Here is a 16,855-nt window from a genome sequence, read left to right as displayed (position 1 = left end):
GGCGGCGTCGGTTATGACGTGCGGCGCAGCGCGCGCAGTCCGCGCAACCCGATGCCGCCGATGACCGTCCCCAATACGAAGGAGACGACGGCCAGCACCAGATGCACCCAGAAGAACGCGGTCGGCTGCCCGTCGTCGAACGCCTGTCCGCTGCTGTCCTTGATCAGGTTTTTGACGAAAGTGACCCAGATGACCCAGCTCCACACCCCGAAGGCGAGCAGGAACCAGGAGACGGGGCGGCTGAGCTTCATGCGTTCAGTATCTCCGCCGGGTGTCCGGTTCCGGGACCGGGGTGGGGAGGGCGGCGGGACTTCCCGTCGTACGGCAGGTACTTTCTCCGTCGTGCCCGCACCCATGAAGCGCTCCGGCAGGCGATCCTTGCAGGTCACCTCCGCGACCCTCGTCTCCCTCGCGTCCCTCGCTTCCCTCGCGCTGACCTCGCCCGCCGCCGTGGCCGCGCCGGGCCCGTCGACGACCCCTTCGGCCGGTCCCTCGGCGAGCCCGTCCGCGAGCCCGACGGTGACTCCCCCGGCGAAGATGTCCCTCGTCGGCGGCGCCCGCCTCGGGCAGCCCGGCACCCAGGTGGACCTCGCGAACGGCGCCCCGGTGCTGCCCAAGGACATCACCGCGCGCTCGTGGATCGTCGCGGACGCCGAGTCGGGCGAGGTGCTCGCCGCGCACAACGCGCACTGGCGGCTGCCCCCGGCGAGCACGCTGAAGATGCTGTTCGCGGACACCGTGCTGCCGCGTTTCCCGAAGACCACCCAGTACAAGGTCGAGCCGAAGGACCTGACCGGTGTCGGGTCGGGCTCCAGCCTGGTCGGCATAAAGGAGGGCGAGTCGTACAGCGTCCACGACCTGTGGCTCGGTGTCTTCCTGCGCTCCGGCAACGACGCGGTGCATGTGCTGTCGTCGATGAACGGCGGCGTCGCCAACACCGTGAAGGAGATGAACGCGCACGCCGAGGAGCTCCAGGCCCTCGACACCCACGTCGTCTCCCCCGACGGCTACGACGCCCCCGGGCAGGTCTCCTCCGCGTACGACCTGACGCTGATCGCCCGCTCAGGGCTGCAGAAGAAGGACTTCCGGGAGTACTGCTCGACGGTGCGGGCCAAGTTCCCCGGCGAGACGAAGAAGGACGAGAAGACCGGGAAGACGACCCGGGGTTCGTTCGAGATCCAGAACACCAACCGGCTGCTGTCGGGTGACTACGACATGTCCCAGTACCAGGGCATCGCGGGCATCAAGAACGGCAACACCACCAACGCGGGCGCCACCTTCACCGGCGTCGCCGAGCGCAACGGGCGCGTGCTGCTCGTCACGGTGATGAACCCGCAGAAGGAGGAGCACAACGAGGTCTACAAGGAGACCGCGGCGCTCTTCGACTGGGGCTTCCAGGCGGTGGGGAAGGTACGCCCGGTGGGTGAGCTGGTCCCGCCCAAGGGCGCCGCGCAGGCCGGCGCGCAGCCGGGCACGAACAGCACCTCCGGGGCCGATGCCGGGGCCGGTGAGGCCGGCGGCGCCGGGAACGCCTCCGGCGCGCCGATGGCCGCCGCCGCCACCGAGGACGGCTCCAGCGGCGTCGGTGTCGCCCTCGCCATCACCGGCGGTGTGCTGGTGCTGCTCGCGGGCGCCGCGTTCCTCGTCAACCGCCGCTGGCCGCTGCCGGATCTGGTACGTCGTCGGCGCTGACCTCGTCGTCCGGCTCGGGTGCGCTGCCGGTCGCCGTCCAGGCGGCACAGAACAGCACGAGTTTCGACGTGAAGTTGATCCACAGCAGCAGGGCGACGGGCACGCCGAACGCCCCGTACATGCTTTTGGTGGCCACGCCCTGCATATAGCCGCTGAGCAGCAGCTTCAGCAGTTCGAAGCCGATCGCGCCGAGCAGCGCGGCGACGATCAGGCGGCGGCGGGGCGGCTCCACGCCCGGCAGCAGGGTGAGGGCGTAGAGCAGGAGCAGGAAGTCGGCGAGGACGGCGACGGCGAACGCGGCGACGCGCAGCAGCCAGCTGCCCCAGCCGTGTTCGTCCAGGCCGAGGCCCTGCGCGACCCGGCCGACCGCCCAGGAGGCGACGGTGGACGCGGCGATCGTGAGGAGCACGGCGCCGCCCAGTCCGACCAGGACGCCCGTGTCCTTGACCTTGCGCAGGACGGGGTTCTCCTCGCTGTCCGGCAGCTCCCACACCGCGCGCAGGCACTCCCGCATCTGGCCGACCCAGTTGATGCCGGTGAACAGCAGCACGGCGCCGGCGATGAGGCCGACGGTGCCGGCGTTCTGGACCAGGGCGTCGATGTTCAGCTGGTCGGAGATGCCGGGGACCTGTTCGGCGATCTTGTCCTGGAGGTCCTGCTGCTGCTTCTTGCTGAGCGTGGCGGCGGCGACCGCGGCGGCCACGGTCAGCAGCGGGAACAGCGCGACGAAGCTGATGAACGTCATCGCGGCGGCCAGCCGGGTCCACTTCACCCGGTCCAGGCGCTCGTACGACCGCCACGCGTGCGTGGCCGTCAGCCGCGTGACGTGCGGCCCGATTCCGGGGAGCTTTTTCAGCCAGTCCATGATCCGACTCTGCCCTGCTCGCGGAACACCCATGTCCGGGTACCCCAGAACCTCAGCGCCGTGGCCAGCACCATGCCGATGCCGGCGCCGGAGACGGTGTCCGCGCGCTGGGAGGTGAGGCCGAGCCCGTAGTGGCTGACGGCGAGGCAGAGCAGTTGGACGAGGGCGCCGGCGGCGTTCACCGCGAAGAACACCGCGAACTGCCGCCAGGGGGAGGAGTGGCGGCCCCGGTAGGTGCCGAGCGCGTTTCCGGCGTACGCCACCGTGCAGCCGGCGAGGAACGACAGCGCCTTGGCGGTGAGCGGGTCGAGGGCTGCGGGGCCGCGCAGGGCGGTGAAGACGGCCAGGTCGGTGGCGTAGGCGAGGAGGCCGACGGTGGCGAAGCCGAGGGCCTCGCGGCGGCCGATCGGCGGGGTCCCGGATCGCCGGGTCACCAATTGGCCACCGCCAGGCCGTACATGGCCAGCCATGCCACGCCGATCAGGGCGAGGGCGCGGTCGCCGAGGACGACCTCCTCGGGCTCGCCCGCGGTGCCTCGGTCGGCGAAGACGGCGTAGCGCAGGACGGCCAGGATGAACGCCACCACGGACAGCTGACGCCACGGCAGCACGCTCGCGTGCGGCACGCCGCCCTCCTCCAGCGCCCACAGGCAGTAGCCGAGCACGGCGACGCCGGCCGCCAGCTGCCACACGAAGCGCAGGTAGCCGGTGGTGTACTCGGTGAGCAACGCGCGCGTGGCGCCCGCCTTCCCGGCCATCTGCACGGCCTCCGAGTACCGCTTGGCGGACACCATGAACAGCGCCCCGAAACCGGTGGTGATCAGGAACCAGCGCGACAGCGGGATACCCAGCGCAAGTCCGCCGACCATCGCCCGCATCATGAAGCCGGTGGTGACGACGACGAGGTCGATGACCAGGACGTGCTTCAGGCTGACGCAGTACGCCAGCTGCATGCCCAGGTAGGCGGTCAGCAGCGCCGCCACGGCCGGGGTGGTGAACCACACGGCGAGCGCCGGCGCCAGCACCGCGAGCACCCCGCCGACCCCGTACGCGACACCGACCGGCACCTGTCCGGCGGCCACCGGACGATGCCGCTTGCTGGGGTGCGCCCGGTCGGCCTCGGCGTCCCGGGCGTCGTTGACCAGGTAGACCGCCGCAGCACACGCCGTGAACAGCGCGAACACCAGCCCCAGTTCGGCGAGCACAGCCCACTCGAACAGCTCCCCCGCCGCCGCAGGCGCGGCCACGACCAACACGTTCTTCACCCACTGCTTGGGCCGCGCGGTACGCAGCAGCCCACCCAGGAGCACACAGGCACGCGAAAGCGCACCCTGCGCGCGCCGCTCCAGAAGTGCGCCGGCACGGGTGCCGGCGTCCGGCGGCTGTGACGTGACACCGCGAGGCGCGCCGGAGGGCACACGCGAAGGGCTCGCGACGCGGGCCGCTCCCCCGGCCTGGGCCGCACTGCCGGCGTGCGCCACTCCCCCGGCCTGCGCCGCTCCCCCAGCGCGGGCCGTGTCCGCGAGGCGCGCGGTGTCGGTGAGGCGCGTGCCATCAGTCATATGCGCTCCCTTGTGCGCTGCGCACACCCTTTGCCATCCAGCGCGCTCCTGCGCGCGCCGTGAGCGCTCCCAGTGCCGCGCCCGCCGCGACGTCCGAGGGGTAGTGCACGCCGACGACCAGGCGCGAGAGGCACATCGCGGCGGCGAGCGGCGGGGCGGCGTACGCGCCGAGCGCGCCGTAGGCGACGGCGGCGGCGGTGGCGGAGGTCGCGTGGGAGCTGGGGAAGGAGTGCCGGCCGGCGGTGCGCACCAGGGGCTCGACGTGCGCCGGGCGCGGACGACGCACCACCCTCTTCACGCCCATGCTCACGGCGTGCGCGCCCGCGGTGAGCGCGGTCGCGCGCAGCCACGCGCCGCGCCGCGCGCCGTCCACGGCGGCCGCCGCGAGCCCGGCCGCGAGCCACAGCGCCCCGTGTTCACCCGCCCAGGACAGGGCGCGCGCGGCACCCGCGACGCGCGGGTCGGCGCCGCAGGCGCGGAACGCGGAGAGAAGCCGGTGGTCGACTCCGCGCCGCGTCTCGGTCGCGCCCTTCTCGCCCATCTCGCCCATCTCAGCCATCTCGTCCATGAGGACTCACTGTTCACGCCCGGGCCACCAGAACTCCGGCAATATTGAGCGACATCCCATTAATCACCCATTTCGGGGAGCTGTTAATGTTTCACGGGCAATCGATGACATAGCGCGCGATACGGTCACCCGTATGCCTGCCGAGACCGCTTCCGTCACTGGATGGGGCCGCACCGCTCCCTCCGTAGCCCGTCTGATCCGCCCCAGGACGTACGAGGAGGCCGTGGCCGCGGTCCGGGACTGCGGGGCCCGCGGCGGCATCCCCAGAGGGCTGGGACGGTCGTACGGGGACGCGGCGCAGAACGCGGGCGGCGACGTGTTCGACATGACCGGCCTGGACCGGATCCACGCCATCGACGCCGACGACGGATCCGTGCTGTGCGGCGCCGGCGTCTCCCTGCACCGCCTGATGGAAGTGCTGCTGCCGCTCGGCTGGTTCGTCCCGGTCACCCCGGGCACCCGCTACGTCACCGTCGGCGGCGCGATCGGCGCGGACATCCACGGCAAGAACCACCACGTCTCCGGCTCCTTCGCCCGCCACGTGCGCTCCCTGGAGCTGCTCACCGCCGACGGCACCATCCGCACCGTGCGCCCCGGCAACCCCCTGTTCGACGCGACGGCGGGCGGCATGGGCCTGACCGGGGTGATCCTCACGGCCACCGTGGCGCTCCAGCCGGTCGAGACGTCCCTGATGACGGTCGACACCGAGCGCGCCGACGACCTCGACGACCTGATGGCCCGCCTGACCGCGACCGACGACCGCTACCGGTACTCGGTCGCCTGGATCGACCTCCTCGCGCGCGGGGCGGCCACGGGCCGCGCGGTACTCACGCGCGGCGACCACGCGCCCCTGGACGCCCTCCCGGAGGGCACGCGCGCGCGGCGCGACCCGCTGGCCTTCCGCCCCGCCCGGCTGCCCGCGGCCCCGGCCTTCCTGCCGGAGGGCCTGCTCACCCGCCGCACCGTGAAGCTCTTCAACGACCTCTGGTACCGCACGGCCCCCCGCGCGCGTACCGGCGAGCTGCAGCGGATCTCCGCCTTCTTCCACCCCCTCGACGGCGTCCCCCACTGGAACCGGATCTACGGCCGCGGCGGCTTCGTGCAGTACCAGTTCGTCGTCGGGTACGGCCAGGAGGAGGCCCTGCGGCGCATCGTGGGCCGGATCGCCGCCCACCGCTGCCCCTCCTTCCTCGCCGTCCTCAAGCGCTTCGGCGACGCCGACCCGGGCTGGCTGTCCTTCCCCCGCCCCGGCTGGACCCTCGCCCTGGACATCCCGGCCGGGCTGCCCGGCCTCGGCGCGTTCCTCGACGAGCTGGACGAGGAGGTCGCCACCGTCGGCGGGCGGGTCTACCTCGCGAAGGACTCCCGGCTCCGCCCGGACCTGCTCGCCGCGATGTACCCGCGCCTGGCCGACTTCCGCGCCCTGCGCGCCGAACTCGACCCGCGCGGGGTGTTCGTCTCGGACCTGGCCCGCCGCCTCGACCTGTAGGCACTCCGGGTCGCCCGGGAACCCGGGCGAGCCGGCCATCCGTTAGGAGCAGCAGTGAAGGACGCCTTCGGCCTCCCCCAGTCCCTTCTCGTCCTCGGCGGCACATCGGAGATCGCGCTGGCCACCGCCCGCCGGCTGATCGCCCGCCGCACACGCGTGGTGTGGCTCGCCGGCCGCCCCTCCCCCGCCCTGGAGGAGGCCGCCGAGGAGCTGCGCGCCCTCGGCGCCGATGTCCGTACGGTCGGCTTCGACGCGCTCGACCCGGCGGCGCACGAGACAGCCCTCGGCAAGGTCTTCGCCGAGGGCGACATCGACCTCGTCCTGCTCGCCTTCGGCGTCCTCGGCGACCAGGCGCACGACGAGCGCGAGCCGGTCGCCGCCGCGCGCGTGGCGCAGACCAACTACACGGGCGCGGTCTCGGCCGGCCTGGTGTGCGCCCGCGCGCTCCAGGCGCAGGGCCACGGCTCCCTGGTCGTGCTGTCCTCCGTCGCCGGCGAGCGGGCCCGCCGCGCGAACTTCATCTACGGCTCCAGCAAGGCCGGCCTGGACGCGTTCGCCCAGGGCCTCGGCGACGCCCTCCAGGGCACGGGCGTGCACATCATGGTCGTACGCCCCGGGTTCGTGCGGTCGAGGATGACGGCCGGTCTGCCCGAGGCCCCGCTCGCGACGACGCCCGAGGCGGTGGCCACGGCGATCGAGCTGGGCCTGCGGCGCCGCTCGGAGACGGTGTGGGTGCCCGGTGTGCTGCGCGTGGTGATGTCGGCGCTGCGGCACCTGCCACGCGGCGTGTTCCGGCGGCTGCCCCTGTAGGGCGGCGGGTCAGCGGGCCGGCAGGGTGTCCTGCTGGTCCGCCGGCGCGGACGCCTGCGGCGGTACGACGGGGCTGCCGAAGGCGTACTCGCGCAGCTTGCGCCAGACGCCGTCCGCGCCCTGCTCGTAGAGGGCGAAGCCGGTGCAGGACCAGTCGGCCTCGTAGTCGGCGAGTTCCTCGTAGGCGCGATCCATGGCGGCGTCGTCGATGCCGTGCGCCACCGTGACATGCGGGTGGTACGGGAACGGCAGCTCACGCGCCATGGGACCGGAGGCGTCCCGGACCTGCTGCTGCAGCCGGGCGCACGCCTCGCCGCCCTCGACGACCTGCACGAAGACCACCGGGGACAGCGGCCGGAAGGTTCCGGTGCCGGACAGCCTCATCGGGAAGGGCCGCCCGGCCCCGGCGACCCCGACCAGATGCGCCTCGACGGCCGGCAGGTCGGCCTCCTCGACCTCCGTCGGCGGCAGCAGGGTGACATGGGTGGGGATGCCCAGAGCCGCGGCGTCGCCGAAGCCCGCGCGCCGCTCCTGGAGCAGGCTGCCGTGAGGCTCCGGGACCGCGATCGACACGCCGATCGTTACGGTCCCCACGTCATCTCCCTGTGGTCGAGGTCTTCGTCTTCGAGGTCTTCGTATGAGAGGTCGGCTATCGACTGTACGGCCACCGCCGCCGTGTTGCGCGGCGGCGGCCGTGTGCTCTACGGCTCAGTGCTCGTCGGTGCTGCTCAGTGCTTCGCGGGCAGGAAGCCGACCTTGTCGTACGCCTGCGCCAGCGTCTCCGCGGCGACGGCGCGCGCCTTCTCCGCGCCCTTGGCGAGGATCGAGTCGAGCGTCTCGGGGTCGTCCAGGTACTGCTGGGTGCGCTCCCGGAACGGCGTCACGAAGTCGACCATGATCTCGGCGAGGTCGGTCTTGAGCGCGCCGTACAGCTTGCCCTCGTACTCCCGCTCCAGCTCGGCGATCGACTTGCCGGTGAGCGTGGAGTGGATGGTGAGGAGGTTCGACACGCCCGGCTTGTGCTCGGCGTCGTAGCGGATGACCGTGTCGGTGTCGGTGACCGCGCTCTTGACCTTCTTGGCGGTCGTCTTCGGCTCGTCGAGCAGGTTGATGAGGCCCTTCGGCGTGGACGCCGACTTGCTCATCTTGATCGTCGGGTCCTGGAGGTCGTAGATCTTCGCCGTCTCCTTGAGGATGTACGGCTTCGGGACGGTGAAGGTCTGGCCGAACCGGCCGTTGAAACGCTCGGCCAGGTCGCGGGTGAGCTCGACGTGCTGGCGCTGGTCCTCGCCGACCGGGACCTCGTGAGCCTGGTAGAGCAGGATGTCCGCGACCTGGAGGATCGGGTACGTGAACAGGCCGATGGTGGTCCGGTCGGCGCCCTGCTTGGCGGACTTGTCCTTGAACTGGGTCATCCGGGACGCCTCGCCGAAGCCGGTGAGGCAGTTCATGACCCAGGCGAGCTGGGCGTGCTCGGGCACGTGGCTCTGGACGAAGAGCGTGCAGCGCTCCGGGTCCAGGCCGGCCGCGAGCAGCTGCGCGGCGGCGAGGCGGGTGTTGGCGCGCAGCTCCTTGGGATCCTGCGGGACCGTGATCGCGTGCAGGTCGACGACCATGTAGAACGCGTCGTGGGTCTCCTGCAGCGCCACCCACTGACGGACGGCGCCGAGGTAGTTGCCGAGGTGGAACGAGCCTGCGGTGGGCTGGATTCCGGAGAGCACGCGAGGACGATCAGAGGCCATGCCCCCCATTCTCTCAGGTCGCGCGGCCCGATCCGGAACTGACCGGAAACAGGTGGGAACCGATCCGCCTCCGGCGGTGTAACAAGAGCGTGAGGACGCGGGAGGGGGGCCGCATCGTCGATGAGGCCGCGGTGATCGCCCGTGTACGCGCCGGAGAGCCGGAGGCGTACGCGGAGCTGGTGCGCGCCCATACGGGCATCGCGCTCAGGGCGGCCGCGGCGCTAGGGGCGGGTGCGGACGCGGAGGACGTGGTGCAGCAGGCGTTCGTCAAGGCGTACTGCGCACTGGGGCGGTTCCGGGAAGAGGCTGCCTTCAAGCCGTGGCTGCTGTCGATCGTCGCCAATGAGACGAGGAACACGGTGCGGACGGCGGCCCGGCAGCGCACGCTCGCCGGACGTGAGGCAGCCTTCGTGGAGGCGGAGCCGCTGATACCGGAATCGGCGGATCCGGCGGTCGCGACCCTGCAGACCGAGCGCCGCGCGGCGCTGCTGTCCGCCCTGGAGAAGTTGAGCGAGGAGCACCGCCTGGTCGTCACCTACCGCTATCTGCTGGAAATGGACGAGTCCGAGACGGCCCAGGCCCTGGGCTGGCCCCGGGGCACGGTGAAGTCCCGGCTGAACCGCGCCCTGCGCAAGCTCAGCCGCCTGCTGCCGGACTTTCAGCCTCGGGAAGGAGGTGATGAGCGTGAGTGAGCCGGACAGGCCGTTCGGCGGCGGGCCGCAGGACGAGCGGGGTTCCTGCGGCGGTGAGGGCGCCGGGTCGCGCGGGCGGGCCTCCGGGTTGCCGGAGGAGCTGCGGGCGCTGGGACGGTCGCTGGGCGGACCGGGGGACGGAGCCGAGGCGGACGGCGGCGCGGACGGGGCCGAGACCATGGTGGAGCGGGTGCTGGGTCAGATACTGGCCGAGCGGCTGCCGGTGCCGGAGCCCGAGCCCCCGGCCATCCGCGACCGGCTTCGGGCCGCCCGGCGCTGGACGCGGACGCGGTGGCGTTCGCTGACGGCGTCCCTGTGCGGTCTGCTGGCGATACTCGCGCTCACGCCTCCGGTGCGGGCCGCGGTGGTGGACTGGTTCGACTTCGCGGGCGTCGAGGTGCGGTACGACCCGTCGGCGACCCCCGACCCGGACGCCGAGGTGCCCGGCTGCGGCCGGTCGGTGTCGCTGGCCGAGGCGGCGCGGCGGGCCGGGTTCGAGCCGGTGGTGCCGGCCTCGCTGGGCACCCCGGACGCGGTGTCGGTCACGGCGGAGCCGGGGCAGCGGTTCCTGGTCAGCCTGTGCTGGCGTGAGCAGGGGCGTGTGATCCGGCTGGACGAGTATCCGGCCCGCCTGGACATCGGCTTCACCAAGGCCATGCGCGAGCAGCCGGAGTGGATACCGCTGGGCGAGGTGGACCCCGAGGGCGGGGCGGACGAGGTGGCCCTGTGGTTCGCGCGCCCGCATCTGCTCGGCTTCTGGATGATCGACGACAGCGGTGGGCGCTTCGAGCGTGAGGAGCGGACGGCCGGACCGACCCTGCTGTGGGAGCAGGGGGACGGCACCGCCTCCGTGACGCTGCGGCTGGAGGGTGTCACGTCGCGGGCGCGGGCGGTCGAGATAGCGATGTCGCTGCGCTAGCGCCTCGCACCCGGCACCCGGCAGAGGCGAGACGTTCCGAAAACTCCTCGCGGGGAGTGGGAACCCGGTCGGGTCGGGCGGTGTACCAGGAGTGACAGACGGCTCGCGGGCGAGCGGGCCGCAGGGGATCGCCGGGCTTGGGGGTTCGTATGCGTGGATGGCGTGGTCGTTTCCGTCGAGTGGCGGGCGCGGCAGGGGCGTTGGCGGCCGTGTCGGCGCTGGTGATGTGGGGCGCGGCACCCGCCTCGGCGGGCGGCCCGACGAGTGTGCTCCTGGTCGCTCCGGGCAGCTCGGAGGCAACCGGTCTGTACTACGCCGACGAGCGGTACAAGGAGCTGGAGGGCCTGATCGACTCGACCCGCTCGGGCACCGCCCGGACACCGGATGCGGCCGACCTCACCCACGCCCGCCAGATCAATGTCACGTGGATGATCCACGACATAACGCCCTACCGACTGGACCAGGTCTTCCCGGTACTCGGCGGAGAGGACGTGTGGATCCGCACCTCCGATCTGCCCGACTCGGTCAGCGGCTACTGGCATCGCGCCCCCGCTCCGACCCAACTGCGCGCGCTGCTCACGGAGTTGGGCGTGATGGGCCCGGTGTCGGACGAGGGCTCCGGTGGTGCTGGTCGCGACCTGCTGGAAGGCGACACGGCGGAGACGGGCGCCGGGAGCACGGCGGAGACGGGTGCCGGGGGGACGCCGGAGTCCGCGTCGGCGGCCGCCGCCCCCGCGCCCAGGGGCTCCGGCGCCTCGCCGGACGCGGGCACCAACTGGTGGTGGACCCTGCCCGGCGCGGCGGCCGGCGGGGCCCTGGCCCTCGCCCTGCGCCCGCCGATCGCCCGGCGGTGGGCGGACCGGGCGCAGGCGGAGCCGGGACCGAGGCAGGAACTGCTGGACGTGTGAGGGCCGACGAAGGCGGCCGTGACTGGGAGGGGAGCGGATGTGAGGGGGACCGGATGGACACACATGGGGGCGAGACCGGCGCACTGGAGAAGGGGCGGGCACCCGTGAGGGGGAAACGGCGGGCGTCGATGCCGCCGTGGGCGGTCCTGGCCACGGTGCTGGCGATCGGCTCGGCTCTGTTCGGACTGCCGGTGAGCCAGGCGGCGGCCGCACAGGTGAGTGATGAGCAGGAGCTGGGCATCCCCGACGTGGCGATCGTGACCAGGAGCGACACCGGCCGGACCACGGCCCTGCGATCGGGCAACTCGCTGTTCGCCCTGGTCTGGCAGCTGTTACAGCCGACGTACAGGGGAACCACGCGAGTGTCGCAGGCGTGGGACGAGGGCAGCTATCCGGCGGTGCGGGCCACCGTGGTGTGGGCGCTGACCGGTGTGGGGGGCGGGCCGGGGACCGGGGGGCCTCCGGGTGGGCAGGCAGTCCTGGAGCAGCATGACCAGCTGTTCCTGGCCGACGACGGCACACCTTGGGTGCGCTCGGATGCCGCGCCGGATGTCGAGGACGGCGACATCCGCTGGCACCGGACATCGCGGGCGACGTTCGACCAGTTGGAGCGGTTGGGGCTGGTGGGTGCCCCGCCGCAGCGGCACCCCACCCCGAAGCCCGCCCCGGACCGGGCCGACGCCCTCCGCTGGGCCATACCCGGCCTGGCGCTGGGCACGGTCCTCGGGGCCGCCGGCACCGCCCTGATACGCCGTGCGGCGATCCTGCAGGACGCGGGACCGCCGCGCAGCGAACCACGGCAGGAGCTGATCGACCTCTGAGCGAACCGCGGAGGTTCGCCCAGGTCGGGGCTCGGACTATGTCGGGGCTCAGCCCAGGTCGATCTCCGGATACAGCGGGAAACCGGCGACGAGGTCGGTGGCCCGGTGGGAGATCTCGTCGGCGACCTTCGCGTCGAGGACGTGGGCGGCCTTGGAGGGGGTGCCCTTGGCGGTGGTGCCGGGCTCGGTGGTGGTGAGGACGCGGTCGATCAGACCGGCCACCTCGTCCATCTCGGCGGTCCCCAGGCCGCGCGTCGTCAGCGCGGGCGTGCCGATGCGGATGCCGGAGGTGTACCAGGCTCCGTTGGGGTCGGCGGGGATGGAGTTGCGGTTGGTGACGATGCCGGACTCGAGGAGGGCGGCCTCGGCCTGGCGGCCGGTGAGGCCGTAGGAGGTGGCCACGTCGATCAGGTTGAGGTGGTTGTCCGTGCCGCCGGTCACCAGGGTGGCGCCGCGGCGCATGAGGCCCTCGGCGAGGGCGCGGGAGTTGTCGACGATGCGCTGGGCGTAGTCGCGGAAGGACTCCTGCCGCGCCTCCGCGAGGGCGACCGCCTTGGCGGCCATGACGTGCGGCAGCGGGCCGCCGAGGACCATCGGGCAACCGCGGTCGACCTGGTCCTTGAGGGAGTCGTCGCACAGGACCATGCCGCCGCGCGGGCCGCGCAGCGACTTGTGGGTGGTGGTGGTGATGATCTGCGCGTGCGGCACGGGGTCGAAGTCACCGGTGAGCACCTTGCCCGCCACCAGGCCGGCGAAGTGCGCCATGTCGACCATCAGCGTGGCGCCGACCTCGTCGGCGATCTCCCGCATGATGCGGAAGTTCACCAGGCGGGGGTAGGCGGAGTAGCCGGCGACGATGATCAGCGGCTTGAACTCGCGGGCCGAGGCGCGCAGCGCGTCGTAGTCGAGGAGTCCGGTCGCCGGGTCGGTGCCGTAGGAGCGCTGGTCGAACATCTTGCCGGAGATGTTCGGGCGGAAGCCATGGGTGAGGTGGCCGCCGGCGTCCAGGGACATGCCGAGCATGCGCTGGTTGCCGAAGGCGCGGCGCAGTTCGGCCCAGTCGGCCTCGGAGAGGTCGTTGACCTGGCGGACGCCCGCCTTCTCCAGTGCGGGGGCCTCGACGCGGGCGGCGAGGACGGCCCAGAAGGCGACGAGGTTGGCGTCGATGCCGGAGTGCGGCTGGACGTAGGCGTGGCGGGCGCCGAAGAGCTCGCGGGCGTGTTCGGCGGCGAGGGACTCGACGGTGTCGACGTTGCGGCAGCCGGCGTAGAAGCGGCGGCCGACGGTGCCCTCGGCGTACTTGTCGCTGAACCAGTTGCCCATGGCCAGGAGGGTGGCCGGGGAGGCGTAGTTCTCGGAGGCGATCAGCTTGAGCATCTCGCGCTGGTCGGTGACCTCCTGGCCGATGGCGTCGGCCACGCGCGGCTCGACGGCGCGGATCACGTCGAGGGCGGCACGGAAGGCGGTGGACTCGTTGGAGAGGGGTTGGTCGGACATGTCGTCGGCCTCCGGGTGGCGTAACAGGTGTCGGTCACGATGCACGGCTGGCCCAGGCGCACGGCACTTGTTCACTCATGGGCCGCTCCCCGATGGTCCGTCCCATCCCAGCGCGCCAGTCACGACCCGCCGCCAGCCTACCGGGGACCCAGGCCGCCCAGGGCTCCACGTCCACCATGCGAGCGACGCGCCGACCCTAGAGGATCACATGCGGAAGGAAGCGGGCGTACTCGTCGGTGACCAGTCCGGACGACTCCCGGATGCCGAGGCCGGCCGACTCGTTCTCGACGACCCAGGCGCCGAGGACGACGTGGTTGGCGTCGAAGGCGGGCAGGGGTGCCAGTTGCTGGTAGCAGCAGGGTTCGTCGCGGATGACGGGGTCGGCGCCGGGGTGGTGCACGGTCACGCCGGCGCCCTCGCGGCCCAGCAGCGGCTTGGCGACGTAGCCGCCGGTGGTGGCGAGGTCGCGGGGGCCGTCGAGGTGGGCGGGCAGGAGGTTCGGGTGGCCGGGGTACAGCTCCCAGAGGATCGCCAGCAGGGCCTTGTTGCTCAGCAGCATCTTCCAGGCGGGCTCGATCCACAGGGTGCTGCCGGTGCCGCCGCCGTTGTCGAGGGTGTCGAGGACGTGGCCGGCGAAGCGGTCCTCGGTCATCCACTCCCAGGGATAGAGCTTGAAGCAGCTGCGGATGAACCGGAGGTTGTTGTCGACGAAGCGGTCGGAGAGCGGGTCCCAGCCGATCTCCTCCATGGAGATCCAGTCGGTGTCGAGGCCGGCCTGTTCGGCGGTCTCCTTGAGGTAGGCGACTGTCATCAGGTCCTCGCCGAGTTCGTCGGCGGAGGAGTGCGCGAAGTGCAGCGGGCTGCCCGGCGGGAGCAGCGGTGCCTGTCGCTTCCAGGCGGCGACGAGGCGTTCGTGGAGGGAGTTCCACTGGTCGGCGCCAGGGAAGCGTTCCTCCATCCAGAACCACTGGGCGCTCGCCGCCTCGACCAGGGAGGTGGGCGTGTCGGCGTTGTACTCCAGCAGCTTGGCCGGGCCGGTGCCGTCGTAGCGCAGGTCGAAGCGGCCGTAGAGGGACGGGAGTTCGGCACGCCGGTGCCATGCCTCGGCGACCGCCGACGCGACGCGCGGGTCGGTGATGCCGAGGTCGGCGAAGCGGTCGGCGGTGACGACGTGGTCGGCGGCGGCGAGGCACATGCGGTGCAGTTCCTCGACGGTCTCCTCCAGCGCCTCGACCTCGTCGAGGGAGAAGACGTAGTACGCGCTCTCGTCCCAGTAGGGGCGCAGCTCGCCGTCCGGGTAGCGGGTGAGCGGGTAGATGACGCCCTGCTCCTCGACGGTCTGCTGCCAGCCGGGGCGCGGTGCGATGGTGCGGCGTTCCATGGGTGTGCCTCCGGCTCAGCCGCCGGAGCTGCCGGAGCCGCCGAAGCCGTCGCGGTCGATACCGCTGCCGCCGCTCGACGAGCCGCCGGAGCCCTTGCTGGGCTTGGTGAAGGAGCCGCCGTTGACCCAGCCGCTCTTCTTCTTACCGCCGTAGTACCAACTGGCGTTGGAGGTGGAGGACTTGCAGTTCTTGTCGGAGACGACCTTGTAGCCGCGCCCCAGTTGGTAGCTGTCGCGGTCGACGCAGCGCTTGTCCGCGTCGGACGAGCATGCCGTGAGGGCGGTCGCCAGCAGCCCCATCCCGCCGAGCACGACCGTGCCGGACCGCAACCGCCTGCGTGTCTGTTCCGCCATGTCCCCGTCTCCCCGTTGTCCCCGTTGGCTGTGCATATGTTTCTGATGGTTCTTGTGGTGCCCGTGGTTCCCGTGCGTTGTCCGGCGGACAGCCTAGAGATCGGCCGGAAACAGTCCACAGGCACCCCCGTCCCCGCCAGGATCGGTCACGGCAGGACGCGGCACAACGCTTCCAGCGCCCCGGGCCATCCCCGGTCCGACGGCACCCCGTACCCCACCACCAGGGCGTCCACCGGCTCGGTCGTGGCGGCCGCGTGGCGGAAACGGGAGAGGCCCATCAGGGCCAGCCCCTGCCAGGCGGCCGCGCGGACCACCGACTCCTCGGTGCCGGGCGGGAGTCGGAGCACGGCGTGCAGCCCCGCCGCGATACCGGTGACCCGGACGTCGGGTGCCTGGGCGGCGACGGCCTCGACGAGGGCGTCACGGCGACGCCGGTACCGCAGCCGGGAGGCGCGCACATGACGGTCGTAGGCGCCGGAGGTGAGGAACTCGGCGAGGGTGAGCTGGTCGAGGACCCCGGTGGACATGCCGCCGCCGAGCCGGGTGACCGCGGGCGTGAGGGAGGGCGGCAGCACCAGCCAGCCCAGCCGGAGACCGGGGGCGAGGGACTTGCTGGCGGTGCCGAGGTGGACGACGTGGTCGGGGTCGAGGTCCTGGAGCGCGCCGACGGGCTGACGGTCGTAGCGGAACTCCCCGTCGTAGTCGTCCTCCAGGACCAGCCCGCCGGTGCGGCGCGCCCAGTCGACGACGGCCGACCGCCGCTCGGGGAGCAGCGCGTCCCCCATCGGGAACTGGTGGGCGGGGGTGAGCAGCACCGCCCCGCCGTCGCTCAACTCCCCGACGACCGTGCCGTGTCGGTCCTGGGGCAGCGGTACGGTGCGCAGTCCGGCGCGTTCCAGGATGCTCCAGTGCGGTTCGATGCCGTACGACTCCACGGCGAGGCGGCGCACTCCGCGCGCGTGCAGTGCCTCGCCGAGCAGCCGGATGCCGTGCGCGAAGCCGGAGCAGACGACGATGTGGTCGGGGTCGGCGCGTACGCCCCGGGCCCGGGAGAGGTAGCCGGCGAGGGCGGTGCGCAGTTCGACGCGGCCACGCGGGTCGCCGTAGCCGAGGGCGTCGTTCGGGGCGGCGGTCAGGGCGCGGCGGGCGGCCTTGAGCCATTCGGCGCGCGGGAAGGCGGCGAGGTCGGGGGTGCCGGGCTTCAGGTTGTGCGCGGGGCGGCCGGGCTCCCGGCGGTGCGCCGCCCGCTGCTCGGAAGGCCGGGGCGCGACTCCTCGTTCGGCGACCCGGGTGCCCGAGCCCTGCCGGGCGGTGAGCCAGCCCTCGGCGACGAGGTCGGCGTACGCGTCGGCGACCGTGTTGCGGGCGATGCCCAGGTCGGCGGCGAGGGAGCGGGAGGACGGCAAGCGGGTGCCGGGGGCGAGCCGGCCGCTGCGGACGGCCTCGCGCAGGGCGTCGGTCATCCCTCGCCGCACCCGGGGGCCGGTGGGCTCCAGATGCAGGTCCACGCCCAGAGTGGCCCAGGAATCACGCATGGAAATGGACCATACTCCTGG

18 protein-coding genes and 1 riboswitch are annotated in these 16,855 nt (G+C 72.5%); of the genes, 7 read left to right on the top strand and 11 right to left on the bottom strand.

All coding sequences use genetic code 11. The features are described 5' to 3' along the window. Positions 1-11: 11 nt before the first annotated feature. On the bottom strand, positions 12-251 hold the full coding sequence (locus ACH5AC_RS01080) for an SCO4848 family membrane protein (RefSeq protein ID WP_398859409.1): 240 nt from the start codon (positions 249-251) through the stop codon (positions 12-14). Between the two features lie 91 nt (positions 252-342). On the opposite strand from ACH5AC_RS01080, the gene ACH5AC_RS01075 reads away from it, so the two are divergent. Continuing rightward, complete coding sequence (locus ACH5AC_RS01075; RefSeq protein WP_398859408.1) at positions 343-1,692, top strand: D-alanyl-D-alanine carboxypeptidase family protein; 1,350 nt, start codon at positions 343-345, stop codon at positions 1,690-1,692. Here the strand turns inward: ACH5AC_RS01075 and ACH5AC_RS01070 are convergent. The 4 genes from ACH5AC_RS01070 to ACH5AC_RS01055 are packed head-to-tail and all read right to left on the bottom strand — an operon-like array spanning position 1,646 to position 4,659. Beyond that, the gene (locus ACH5AC_RS01070) at positions 1,646-2,557 is read right to left on the bottom strand and encodes a YihY/virulence factor BrkB family protein (protein WP_398859407.1); all 912 of its coding nucleotides are present in this window, start codon (positions 2,555-2,557) and stop codon (positions 1,646-1,648) included. The two genes, ACH5AC_RS01075 and ACH5AC_RS01070, sit on opposite strands and share 47 nt — an antisense overlap. Next, complete coding sequence (locus ACH5AC_RS01065) at positions 2,545-3,027, bottom strand: GtrA family protein (protein WP_398859405.1); 483 nt, start codon at positions 3,025-3,027, stop codon at positions 2,545-2,547. The genes ACH5AC_RS01070 and ACH5AC_RS01065 overlap by 13 nt, the downstream gene beginning before the upstream one ends. Continuing rightward, positions 2,988-4,118 (bottom strand): decaprenyl-phosphate phosphoribosyltransferase, encoded by a 1,131-nt coding sequence (locus ACH5AC_RS01060; protein ID WP_398859403.1) that lies wholly within the window; start codon positions 4,116-4,118, stop codon positions 2,988-2,990. The genes ACH5AC_RS01065 and ACH5AC_RS01060 overlap by 40 nt, the downstream gene beginning before the upstream one ends. Continuing rightward, positions 4,111-4,659 (bottom strand): phosphatase PAP2 family protein, encoded by a 549-nt coding sequence (locus ACH5AC_RS01055; protein ID WP_398860049.1) that lies wholly within the window; start codon positions 4,657-4,659, stop codon positions 4,111-4,113. The genes ACH5AC_RS01060 and ACH5AC_RS01055 overlap by 8 nt, the downstream gene beginning before the upstream one ends. A gap of 160 nt (positions 4,660-4,819) precedes the next feature. Between ACH5AC_RS01055 and ACH5AC_RS01050 the strand changes: the two genes are divergently transcribed. Together ACH5AC_RS01050 and ACH5AC_RS01045 are read left to right on the top strand one after the other, a co-directional pair. Beyond that, positions 4,820-6,175, top strand: a complete 1,356-nt coding sequence (locus ACH5AC_RS01050; RefSeq protein WP_398859402.1) for an FAD-binding protein — start codon at positions 4,820-4,822, stop codon at positions 6,173-6,175. 54 nt (positions 6,176-6,229) lie between these two features. Then, a complete protein-coding gene (locus tag ACH5AC_RS01045) occupies positions 6,230-6,985 on the top strand; it encodes a decaprenylphospho-beta-D-erythro-pentofuranosid-2-ulose 2-reductase (protein WP_398859401.1) in 756 nt (251 codons plus the stop codon). A 9-nt stretch (positions 6,986-6,994) separates the two neighbouring features. Here ACH5AC_RS01045 and ACH5AC_RS01040 read toward each other — a convergent pair whose 3' ends face one another. Together ACH5AC_RS01040 and trpS are read right to left on the bottom strand one after the other, a co-directional pair. Beyond that, on the bottom strand, positions 6,995-7,579 hold the full coding sequence (locus ACH5AC_RS01040; protein ID WP_398859400.1) for a 2'-5' RNA ligase family protein: 585 nt from the start codon (positions 7,577-7,579) through the stop codon (positions 6,995-6,997). Between the two features lie 134 nt (positions 7,580-7,713). Then, positions 7,714-8,727, bottom strand: a complete 1,014-nt coding sequence (trpS, locus tag ACH5AC_RS01035; RefSeq protein WP_398859399.1) for a tryptophan--tRNA ligase — start codon at positions 8,725-8,727, stop codon at positions 7,714-7,716. Positions 8,728-8,858: 131 nt separating this feature from the next. On the opposite strand from trpS, the gene ACH5AC_RS01030 reads away from it, so the two are divergent. From ACH5AC_RS01030 to ACH5AC_RS01015, 4 genes are all read left to right on the top strand, one after another. After that, on the top strand, positions 8,859-9,419 hold the full coding sequence (locus ACH5AC_RS01030) for an RNA polymerase sigma factor (RefSeq protein ID WP_398859398.1): 561 nt from the start codon (positions 8,859-8,861) through the stop codon (positions 9,417-9,419). Continuing rightward, complete coding sequence (locus ACH5AC_RS01025; RefSeq protein ID WP_398859397.1) at positions 9,406-10,338, top strand: hypothetical protein; 933 nt, start codon at positions 9,406-9,408, stop codon at positions 10,336-10,338. Before ACH5AC_RS01030 ends, ACH5AC_RS01025 begins: the two co-directional genes overlap by 14 nt. A 179-nt stretch (positions 10,339-10,517) precedes the next feature. Beyond that, positions 10,518-11,246, top strand: a complete 729-nt coding sequence (locus ACH5AC_RS01020) for a hypothetical protein (protein WP_398859396.1) — start codon at positions 10,518-10,520, stop codon at positions 11,244-11,246. A gap of 53 nt (positions 11,247-11,299) precedes the next feature. Then, entirely contained in the window at positions 11,300-12,067 is a 768-nt protein-coding gene (locus ACH5AC_RS01015; RefSeq protein WP_398859395.1) for a hypothetical protein, read from the top strand. Between the two features lie 48 nt (positions 12,068-12,115). Here the strand turns inward: ACH5AC_RS01015 and ACH5AC_RS01010 are convergent, their stop codons facing one another. The 4 genes from ACH5AC_RS01010 to ACH5AC_RS00995 form a co-directional block, all read right to left on the bottom strand. After that, complete coding sequence (locus ACH5AC_RS01010) at positions 12,116-13,564, bottom strand: glycine hydroxymethyltransferase (protein WP_398859394.1); 1,449 nt, start codon at positions 13,562-13,564, stop codon at positions 12,116-12,118. Between the two features lie 43 nt (positions 13,565-13,607). Beyond that, a riboswitch (ZMP/ZTP riboswitch) is annotated at positions 13,608-13,697 on the bottom strand. 63 nt (positions 13,698-13,760) lie between these two features. Continuing rightward, positions 13,761-14,945 carry a glutathionylspermidine synthase family protein gene (locus ACH5AC_RS01005; protein WP_398859393.1) on the bottom strand — a complete coding sequence of 395 codons (1,185 nt, stop codon included), beginning with the start codon at positions 14,943-14,945 and terminating at the stop codon, positions 13,761-13,763. A gap of 15 nt (positions 14,946-14,960) precedes the next feature. Beyond that, a complete protein-coding gene (locus tag ACH5AC_RS01000; RefSeq protein ID WP_398859392.1) occupies positions 14,961-15,299 on the bottom strand; it encodes a hypothetical protein in 339 nt (112 codons plus the stop codon). Between the two features lie 146 nt (positions 15,300-15,445). Then, positions 15,446-16,834, bottom strand: a complete 1,389-nt coding sequence (locus tag ACH5AC_RS00995) for a PLP-dependent aminotransferase family protein (protein ID WP_398859391.1) — start codon at positions 16,832-16,834, stop codon at positions 15,446-15,448. Between the last annotated feature and the right edge of the window lie 21 nt (positions 16,835-16,855).

Source organism: Streptomyces sp. NPDC018693, from assembly GCF_044391385.1.
Classification (GTDB): domain Bacteria; phylum Actinomycetota; class Actinomycetes; order Streptomycetales; family Streptomycetaceae; genus Streptomyces.
Note: the sequence above shows the minus strand (reverse complement) of the source record. Positions and strands in the feature narration are given on the sequence as shown.

What these genes read in the sequence shown, in the direction of transcription:
- ACH5AC_RS01080 (WP_398859409.1), bottom strand. Translation starts at nt 251, where the DNA reads ATGAAGCTCAGCCGCCCCGTCTCCTGGTTCCTGCTCGCCTTCGGGGTG.
- ACH5AC_RS01070 (WP_398859407.1), bottom strand. Translation starts at nt 2,557, where the DNA reads ATGGACTGGCTGAAAAAGCTCCCCGGAATCGGGCCGCACGTCACGCGG.
- ACH5AC_RS01065 (WP_398859405.1), bottom strand. Translation starts at nt 3,027, where the DNA reads ATGGCTGGCCATGTACGGCCTGGCGGTGGCCAATTGGTGACCCGGCGA.
- ACH5AC_RS01060 (WP_398859403.1), bottom strand. Translation starts at nt 4,118, where the DNA reads ATGACTGATGGCACGCGCCTCACCGACACCGCGCGCCTCGCGGACACG.
- ACH5AC_RS01055 (WP_398860049.1), bottom strand. Translation starts at nt 4,659, where the DNA reads ATGGGCGAGAAGGGCGCGACCGAGACGCGGCGCGGAGTCGACCACCGG.
- ACH5AC_RS01050 (WP_398859402.1), top strand. Translation starts at nt 4,820, where the DNA reads ATGCCTGCCGAGACCGCTTCCGTCACTGGATGGGGCCGCACCGCTCCC.
- trpS (WP_398859399.1), bottom strand. Translation starts at nt 8,727, where the DNA reads ATGGCCTCTGATCGTCCTCGCGTGCTCTCCGGAATCCAGCCCACCGCA.
- ACH5AC_RS01025 (WP_398859397.1), top strand. Translation starts at nt 9,406, where the DNA reads ATGAGCGTGAGTGAGCCGGACAGGCCGTTCGGCGGCGGGCCGCAGGAC.
- ACH5AC_RS01015 (WP_398859395.1), top strand. Translation starts at nt 11,300, where the DNA reads ATGGACACACATGGGGGCGAGACCGGCGCACTGGAGAAGGGGCGGGCA.
- ACH5AC_RS01010 (WP_398859394.1), bottom strand. Translation starts at nt 13,564, where the DNA reads ATGTCCGACCAACCCCTCTCCAACGAGTCCACCGCCTTCCGTGCCGCC.
- ACH5AC_RS01005 (WP_398859393.1), bottom strand. Translation starts at nt 14,945, where the DNA reads ATGGAACGCCGCACCATCGCACCGCGCCCCGGCTGGCAGCAGACCGTC.
- ACH5AC_RS01000 (WP_398859392.1), bottom strand. Translation starts at nt 15,299, where the DNA reads ATGGCGGAACAGACACGCAGGCGGTTGCGGTCCGGCACGGTCGTGCTC.
- ACH5AC_RS00995 (WP_398859391.1), bottom strand. Translation starts at nt 16,834, where the DNA reads ATGCGTGATTCCTGGGCCACTCTGGGCGTGGACCTGCATCTGGAGCCC.